The sequence below is a fragment of the Stenotrophomonas sp. P5_B8 genome (assembly GCF_054049855.1).
In genome coordinates this window covers 1-6,656 of sequence record NZ_JBFULO010000205.1, presented here as the reverse complement: position 1 = coordinate 6,656, position 6,656 = coordinate 1, and the positions used below count along the sequence as shown (strand labels likewise).

Genomic DNA, 6,656 nt, shown 5'->3' with positions numbered 1-6,656 from the left:
TCGATCGACGGCGCCGGTCCCCCAACCGGTATCAGCGTGTGCCGGTGGTCCGCGGCGGCACCATCTGCGCGCGCCGGACGATGCCCAGCTGCTCGATGATCAACGCCAGCTCGTTGGTGACCTGGGTGCGACTGCGACCCTTGGGCACCAGCCGTTCCAACACCTGTTGATAGGTGGTCCAGAATTCCGGGCCGCACCCGTGCTTGCTGTAACTGGCTTCCAGCTCGGTGCGCACGCCATCAGCCAAGTCATGTACGCCGTATTGCATACGACCTCCCTTGGACTTGCCCTGCATCGGAGACGAGCAACCACCCTGTGTGCAGCTTGCCGCGCAAAAGGAACAAAGACAGCGAAGGATTCACTTGCATTTCACCCAAAATTTGCACGGTCTTCGCGCCAAGTCAATCGGCACACCGATTTGGGCGACAGCGTCGCTGAATCGTTCACACTGCCTACCGCCCTTGGGCAGGCAGCCAGCATGCGCAGGATGTGTTGACAGGGTGATGTCAGTAAACCGCTGCAGATGCAGCGATTGAAGCCCTTGCGACATCGCGTCGCAAGGGTGGGCAGGATGCCGTCAGTCCAGTCGGCCGCTTACGACGCCATCCGCCAGGCGCCGTAGAGACCGATCGCGATCCCCACCAGCAACAGGGTCCAGACCAGGCCGTTGAAGCGCTTGAGTGCGCGGCCGAGCACCAGCGAGAACCCGATGCCGGCCAGYCCGATCAACAGCCAGATCACGCCGCTCACATTGCTGGGCGAATCCCAGAACGAACCGGGCACACCGGCGGCGGCGAACAACAGGGCCAGAGCCATGGCAGAACCTCACAGAACTATCGATGCCCATCTTGGGCAGGCGTTCGTCCTGAACGGGTGAAGGCTGCGCAGGCGAGTCGCGGGGATCAGCTGACGGTATGCGGCTGGAGCGGTGGCGGCGCCACGTCCAGGGCACGCGCTACCAGCGTGAGCAATTGCTCCAGCCCACTGCCCGCCGTCGGGCCGTCATCCATGCGACGGGCAAAACCGGCCCAGTCGCCGATCGCCAACTGCCGGATCAGCGCTGTGTCGACGGCCAGCCAGCGCATCCCCCAGTAAGGGAAGCTGCGTTGCGGTACTGGGCCGCGGTTCAACTCAATGATGGCGCGGTGGCTACGGGCATGCAGGATGCGCTCGTGCACGGCGGCAATGCYGTCCTCCGGACCCTCGTAGTACTGCAGGAAGCGTTCACCATCGAACAGCAGCACGCCGGTGACCCCGGCGAGCGTGTTGAACCGAGCCGCGTCCTCGACCAGCGCATCCAGACCGGCAGTGGACAGGTCTGCGGACGCCTCGCTGACGTAGGCGATCGCACGAAGGGGCATGGGCTTGATCCTGATAATGACGCGTCATGCTGTCACTTTCAGCCACCTGAATAAAGCGCTGCACTGAATAATTCAGATTGCCAGCATCGGCAACGTTCGTCGCGGCGTTGCCGCAGCGCCTACGACACGATCGCATACGCGGAAACGCAAAAAGCCCGCTTGCGCGGGCTTTGAGCGTATTTCGATCTGGAGGCCTGGACGGGAATCGAACCCATCTCAACGGATTTGCAGTCCGGTGCATAACCACTCTGCCACCAGGCCGGTGACCTTACCGCTTACCGGGAAATCATACCCCGATAAAACAAGACCCCGAGAACGGGGCCTGGTCTGGATGTGGAGCGGGAAACGAGACTCGAACTCGCGACCTCAACCTTGGCAAGGTTGCGCTCTACCAACTGAGCTATTCCCGCAAAATCAGGCGCGTATCTTACCGAAACCACCGATAACACACCAGCCTTTTCACACTTTTTTTCACATCCCAATCGGCCATGCCGCTCAGGACGCCCGCGTGCCACCGCGGAGAAAAACAAGGCCCCGAAGGGGCCCTGTCGAAATATGGAGCGGGAAACGAGACTCGAACTCGCGACCTCAACCTTGGCAAGGTTGCGCTCTACCAACTGAGCTATTCCCGCAGACTTTCGCTTGCCCCGACTGCACCGCACCGTGAGGCGCTGGAGGCGGTCGGCCCATCGACCTGCGTCGAAGGAGCGCTATTGTGTCGGGATTCCTTCACGCCGTCAACAGCTTCGTTCAGCAGAAGGGGGTCGGATGCTTCATCCGCTACGCGCCCACCCGCATGCCACGCCGATGAAAGTAGACCTGCTCCGCCGTCCGTCRCATGGCGCCAGACCGAAGCAGCAGGTTGACCGGCCAGTCCATCTGCAGGTGATCCATCGCCCAGCGCATCAGGCGCTTGCGACGGAACGTAGGGGCGGCCTGCTGGGCGACGGCTTCCGCCGGCGGCCCCTTGCCTCGCAGGTGCAACCCCGCTGCATCGCCGACGGCCCAGCCATGGCGCCACGAGGAATGGATGCCGCCGGCCGACAGCGGCGAAACAATTCCCGCCGCGTCGCCAGTGAGGATCACCCCCGGCGCGGTGATCGGCCCATCCGGAAGCCCGCACGGCACCAAGCCGGCACGCGTGGCGCTCGGCCTGGCTGAGGCGGGCAGCCCGACCACGCTGCCTACGTGCTGCAGGAAGCCGGCCAGCTCCGGTTGCCGCGCGTTCGCCGGATCGTGGCGCAGCGCCAGGCCCACCTGCACGCCGGTGGGATTCTGCGCGACCCAGCCGATGTAGCCCGGCGCGAAGCGCTTGCTGGCAAAACAGTGCAGCGCACCGGCCTCGGCGAGCTGCACGCCGGCAAATTCCTGTTCGACACCGTAGAGGTTGTCCCGCACCCGACCCAAGCCGGTGCGCTGGGCCACGCGCGAGGCCGCGCCGTCGGCGCCGATCAGGTAGCGCGTCCGCCCTGCCCCGTTTACCCGCCAGCCGTCGCCGTCGCGCTCCGCCTGCGTGAACGCCTGCCCCAGACGCAGTTCCACGCCGTTGCCGCGCAATTCGGCAGACAACCAGCGCAACAGGTTGGGGGTGTCGGTGGTCATGAAGTAGTACCCGGGCGCGGCCAGCAGCACGCTGCGCAGGTTTGGCGCGTACAGACGCACGCGTTCCACACGCTGCAGCAGTTCTGCGGGTGCCCGGCCGAGCCAGGTCTGTTCGATCGCCTCCTTCACGATGATGCCGGTGGTATGCAGCCGCGCGCCGGGGTCGGTCTTGCGCTCCAGCACGCACACGCGCAGCCCGTATTGCGCGGCGGCCAGCGCACAGGCGGCGCCGGCGAAGCTGGCGCCAATCACGACAAGGTCCCAGTCGTAGGCCGAAGAAGAAATATCCATGCGTATGACGTCCTGCGGAAGCGAGGGGCACAGGATCCGTGGGGCCGGCGGGGAGGCCATGAAGTGCTGGTGAAGTGGGTATGAAGCGTGCCGCCGACATGATGCGCGGCCATGTGAGAATCCGGGGCATGACGCCTCGCCTGCCTACAATCGCCCATTTCCTCCTCGCTGCGCTGTTCGCTTGCGGGGTCATCGGTTGTGTGGCGACGAACCTGGCGTCCAACGCGATGATGCTGCTGCTTGACCGGAGCAACGTCATTCCCCAGGAATCGTCGATCTTCACCTTCGAGCCCTATGTCATCAACCAGGGTTCCTCGAACTATTGGCTGTATGGCAAGGACCGCCACTACTACTACCACTTCACCTACCGTGACGCGGCGCCGTACGTGTATATCCGCGCCGACAATCCCTGCCGCGGATTCGATCGCGAGGACGTGCGCACCTGGTGCAACGCGCGCGCAGCAGGAGGTCGATGAAGACCACCGTGCGGGCTGCCCTCATGGCCACCACCGGGCTGTTCCTGGGCGAGGCCGCATCGGCAGCGCCCGCGATGACCACGCGGCGCGGCTGGATCCGTTGCTGCTACAGAGTCGACTGAACTTGCTCGAATCCAGCGGTGAACTGGACGCCATGGGGCAGCGCTGGGCGACAGGCGTGGGTTCGCAGCGGAGACGATACAGCCGCGCTGCGTGCGCGTTGATCAGGACAGGTTTGGCGTGGACGACGACTGCAACAGCATGGACGCCAGCCAGAGACCGTAAGCGCGAACAGCAGAAACGAAAAAAGCGACCCGAAGGTCGCTTTTTTCGTTGCACCACACGGCGATCGATTGCCGGTGGAGACCGTATCTGGAGCGGGAAACGAGACTCGAACTCGCGACCTCAACCTTGGCAAGGTTGCGCTCTACCAACTGAGCTATTCCCGCTTGGGAGGCGAAATTCTACAACCAAATGCGCAGGTGTCAACAGCCCTCAGCCATTCTTTTTCGCACGTGCGTTTTCGCGCGCCGCGCGCTCGTCCTCACGCAGGCTCGGCCATGCAGCATGCAGGTACTGCAGGCCGGAGAACAGGGTGAGGATCGAAGCGATCGCCAGGGTCCAGTCGCCGATGTGGAACACCGGAATGCCCATCCAGATTTCGTTCATTGGCGTGTGCGGGGCCACCGAATACAGCAGGCACAGCAGCGCCACCATCTGCGCGGTGGTCTTGACCTTGCCGATCAGCGCCACGCGCACCTTGGCGCGCTGGCCGATCTCGGCCATCCATTCGCGCAGTGCCGAGACCGCGATTTCACGGCCGACGATCACCGCCGCCCACACCGCCATCCACGCGGTGGGATGCCCCTGCACGATCAGGAACAGGGCCACGGCCACCATCAGCTTGTCGGCGACCGGGTCCAGGAACGCGCCGAAAGCCGAGGCCAGGTCGTAGCGCCGTGCGATCCAGCCGTCCAGCCAGTCGGTGATCGCGGCCAGGCCGAAGATCGCCGCGGAGGCGAAATTGGTCCATTTGTAGGGAAGGTAGAACACCAGTACCAGCACCGGGATCATCAGGATCCGCAGCAGGGTGAGCCAGGTGGGGAGGGTCAACTTCATCGCATCTCTCTACTCGCCCGCCGCGTCGGGCGTGGGCAGTCCATGAAGGTTAGCGTAGATGCGCGCAGCGAGGGCGTCATTGATGCCCTCCACTTTCGCGATTTCGGCTTCGCCGGCGGCCTTGAGCCCGACCAGACCGCCAAAATGCTTGAGCAGGCTGGCGCGTCGGCGCGGGCCGATGCCGGCGATGTCTTCCAGCTTGCTGGTCATGCGCGCCTTCTGGCGGCGCCCCCGGTGGCCGGTGATGGCGAAGCGGTGGGCTTCGTCGCGGACCTGCTGGATGAACTGCAGGGCCGGTGAAGCCGCGCCCGGCCGCAGTTCGCGGCCATCGGGCAGCACCAGCGCCTCGTGCCCTGCCCTGCGCTCCACGCCCTTGGCCACGCCGACCAGCATCACCCCTTCCACGCCCAGGTCGGCCAGCGCCGCCTGTGCCTGGCCGAGCTGGCCGGCACCACCGTCGATCAGCAGCAGGTCCGGCAGCACGCCGTCTTCTTCCACCGCGCGGCGGAAGCGGCGTTCGATGGCCTGGCGCATCGCCGCGTAGTCGTCGCCCGGCTCGATGCCGCTGATGTTGAAACGGCGGTATTGGCTGCGCACCGGGCCGCTGGCGTCGAAAACCACGCACGAGGCCACCGTGGCTTCGCCCATGGTGTGGCTGATGTCGAAGCACTCCACGCGCTTGACCTGCTCGGCCAGGCCGAGCATCTGCCGCAGGTCTTCGCTGCGCGCGTGCTGGGCGCTGCGGCTGGTCAGTTCGCTGACCAGGGTGATCTGCGCGTTGCGGCTGGCCAGCTCGACATAGCCGGCGCGCTCGCCGCGCACGTTCCACTTCAACTGCACCTTGTATTCGGCCGAGGCCGACAGCGCCGACTCGATCAGGCTGGCATCGGGGATCTCGCGGTCAAGCAGGATTTCGCGCGGCGGCGAGTGCTCCACGTAGTACTGCGAGACGAACGCGGCCAGCACTTCCTCGGCGCTTTCTTCGCCGTTGGTGCGCGGGTAGAACGGGCGCGTGCCGAGATTGCGGCCATCACGGAAGGCCAGCAGCATCACACACGCATTGGCGCCCTGCGTGGCGCAGGCCAGCACGTCCAGGTCGGCGGCGCGGCCATCCACGTATTGACGCGTCTGCATGCTGCGCAACGCGGTGACCAGGTCGCGCAGGCGCGCGGCCTGTTCGAACTCCAGCGCTTCGCTGGCGGCCTGCATCTGCGTGCCCAGTTCGCGCGCCAGCTGGTCGCTCTTGCCTTCCAGGAACATCGACGCGCGGCGCACCGATTCGGCGTAGTCCTCGGCGCTGACCAGGTCCACGCAGGGCGCGCTGCAACGGCCGATCTGGTACTGCAGGCACGGCCGCGAGCGGTTGCGGAACACGCTGTCCTCGCAGCTGCGCAGCTTGAACAGCTTGTGCATCAGGTTGAGCGTGTCGCGCACGGCGGTCACGCCCGGATACGGGCCGTAGTAGCGCCCCGGCACCGCACGCGGGCCGCGATGCAGCGCGATACGCGGCCAGTCTTCGCGGGTGAGCAGCACCTGTGGATAGGTCTTGTCGTCGCGCAGGGATACGTTGTAGCGCGGCGACAGCGACTTGATCAGCTGGTTTTCCAGCAGCAGCGCTTCGGCCTCCGAACGGGTCACGGTCACGTCCATGCGCGCGACCTGCGACAGCATCGACATGATCCGGGTGGTCTTGGGCGTGCCGTTGAAGTAGCTGCCAACGCGATTGCGCAGCGCACGCGCCTTGCCGACGTACAGCAGGCTGTCGTCGGCGGCGTACATGCGGTAGACGCCGGGCGCGGTACTCAGG

8 protein-coding genes and 4 tRNA genes are annotated in these 6,656 nt (G+C 65.4%); 2 read left to right on the top strand and 10 right to left on the bottom strand.

The window, feature by feature from the left end; translation table 11 throughout:
- Positions 1-31 precede the first annotated feature (31 nt).
- From ACXJKH_RS12205 to ACXJKH_RS12175, 7 genes are all read right to left on the bottom strand, one after another.
- Entirely contained in the window at positions 32-268 is a 237-nt protein-coding gene (locus ACXJKH_RS12205) for a hypothetical protein (protein ID WP_256776164.1), read from the bottom strand.
- A 326-nt stretch (positions 269-594) separates the two neighbouring features.
- Positions 595-816, bottom strand: a complete 222-nt coding sequence (locus tag ACXJKH_RS12200; protein WP_256776165.1) for a hypothetical protein — start codon at positions 814-816, stop codon at positions 595-597.
- A gap of 86 nt (positions 817-902) precedes the next feature.
- Positions 903-1,361 carry a BLUF domain-containing protein gene (locus ACXJKH_RS12195; protein ID WP_457319630.1) on the bottom strand — a complete coding sequence of 153 codons (459 nt, stop codon included), beginning with the start codon at positions 1,359-1,361 and terminating at the stop codon, positions 903-905.
- Between the two features lie 187 nt (positions 1,362-1,548).
- A tRNA-Cys gene (locus ACXJKH_RS12190) sits at positions 1,549-1,622 on the bottom strand.
- Between the two features lie 73 nt (positions 1,623-1,695).
- Positions 1,696-1,771 (bottom strand) — tRNA-Gly (locus ACXJKH_RS12185).
- Between the two features lie 146 nt (positions 1,772-1,917).
- Positions 1,918-1,993: transfer RNA gene (locus tag ACXJKH_RS12180), tRNA-Gly, on the bottom strand.
- Positions 1,994-2,141: 148 nt separating this feature from the next.
- Positions 2,142-3,254, bottom strand: coding sequence for an NAD(P)/FAD-dependent oxidoreductase (locus ACXJKH_RS12175; protein WP_457319629.1), 1,113 nt, complete (start codon positions 3,252-3,254; stop codon positions 2,142-2,144).
- A gap of 80 nt (positions 3,255-3,334) precedes the next feature.
- Here ACXJKH_RS12175 and ACXJKH_RS12170 point away from each other — a divergent pair, with 80 nt between their 5' ends.
- Complete coding sequence (locus tag ACXJKH_RS12170; protein WP_457319628.1) at positions 3,335-3,730, top strand: hypothetical protein; 396 nt, start codon at positions 3,335-3,337, stop codon at positions 3,728-3,730.
- Positions 3,727-3,852 carry a hypothetical protein gene (locus ACXJKH_RS12165; protein ID WP_457319627.1) on the top strand — a complete coding sequence of 42 codons (126 nt, stop codon included), beginning with the start codon at positions 3,727-3,729 and terminating at the stop codon, positions 3,850-3,852. The genes ACXJKH_RS12170 and ACXJKH_RS12165 overlap by 4 nt, the downstream gene beginning before the upstream one ends.
- A 251-nt stretch (positions 3,853-4,103) precedes the next feature.
- Here the strand turns inward: ACXJKH_RS12165 and ACXJKH_RS12160 are convergent.
- From ACXJKH_RS12160 to uvrC, 3 genes are all read right to left on the bottom strand, one after another.
- Positions 4,104-4,179: transfer RNA gene (locus tag ACXJKH_RS12160), tRNA-Gly, on the bottom strand.
- Between the two features lie 46 nt (positions 4,180-4,225).
- Complete coding sequence (gene pgsA, locus ACXJKH_RS12155) at positions 4,226-4,849, bottom strand: CDP-diacylglycerol--glycerol-3-phosphate 3-phosphatidyltransferase (RefSeq protein ID WP_256776169.1); 624 nt, start codon at positions 4,847-4,849, stop codon at positions 4,226-4,228.
- Positions 4,850-4,858: 9 nt separating this feature from the next.
- Positions 4,859-6,655 (bottom strand): excinuclease ABC subunit UvrC, encoded by a 1,797-nt coding sequence (gene uvrC / locus ACXJKH_RS12150; protein WP_457319626.1) that lies wholly within the window; start codon positions 6,653-6,655, stop codon positions 4,859-4,861.
- Between the last annotated feature and the right edge of the window lies 1 nt (position 6,656).

Excerpts from the sequence above, each read along its gene's own strand:
- ACXJKH_RS12205 (WP_256776164.1), bottom strand. The coding sequence starts at position 268 with ATGCAATACGGCGTACATGACTTGGCTGATGGCGTGCGCACCGAGCTG.
- ACXJKH_RS12170 (WP_457319628.1), top strand. The coding sequence starts at position 3,335 with ATGAAGCGTGCCGCCGACATGATGCGCGGCCATGTGAGAATCCGGGGC.
- ACXJKH_RS12165 (WP_457319627.1), top strand. The coding sequence starts at position 3,727 with ATGAAGACCACCGTGCGGGCTGCCCTCATGGCCACCACCGGGCTGTTC.
- pgsA (WP_256776169.1), bottom strand. The coding sequence starts at position 4,849 with ATGAAGTTGACCCTCCCCACCTGGCTCACCCTGCTGCGGATCCTGATG.